Below are 535 nucleotides of genomic sequence, written 5' to 3' on the forward strand. Positions count from 1 at the left end.
GCTTTAATGAAGCATTATATTTCTCTACTTTTCCCACAAATCAATCCTTGGTGGCTTCTTTCATTAAGGCCAGGTGCTGGTTTATAATTTCACTTTTTTGAAATTCAGGTAGCAAGTACCCTTCCAATTTATTTGATAGACAATAATTCAAACCTTTAGAAAGGTCTTTTTCATCTTTGTATTTCGCCAAATACCCATTTTTAAGGTGATCGATCATATCAGGGATCCCTCCTACATCGAAACCGACAACAGCCGTCCCGCATGCAAGGCTTTCAAGAATGGTGGTCGGAAGGTTGTCGGCAAGTGATGGGGCGACAAAAACATCCGATGCATTGTAAACCAAGTTGGTGGTATAATCATCCGTGATGAAACCCATAAATTTACAAGGGAACGGAATAGATTCCTGAATCTCTTTATTTGGACCACTACCGAAAATTAGAAGACAAACATCAAGGTCCTGATAATTCTCTTTCAAATCTTTGAGTGCTTCCATAAGGTATTTCCACCCTTTATAAGGGCTGGTAATTTTATTGGC

General features: G+C 38.9%; 1 protein-coding gene. It reads right to left on the minus strand.

Going from position 1 to position 535, the window contains the following annotated elements; translation table 11 throughout:
• Positions 1 to 40 precede the first annotated feature (40 nt).
• The coding region (locus ADIWIN_RS14905) for a glycosyltransferase (RefSeq protein ID WP_040757549.1) at positions 41 to 535 on the minus strand (495 nt) is incomplete at its 5' end.

Source organism: Winogradskyella psychrotolerans RS-3 (assembly GCF_000427335.1).
Taxonomy (GTDB): Bacteria; Bacteroidota; Bacteroidia; order Flavobacteriales; family Flavobacteriaceae; genus Winogradskyella; species Winogradskyella psychrotolerans.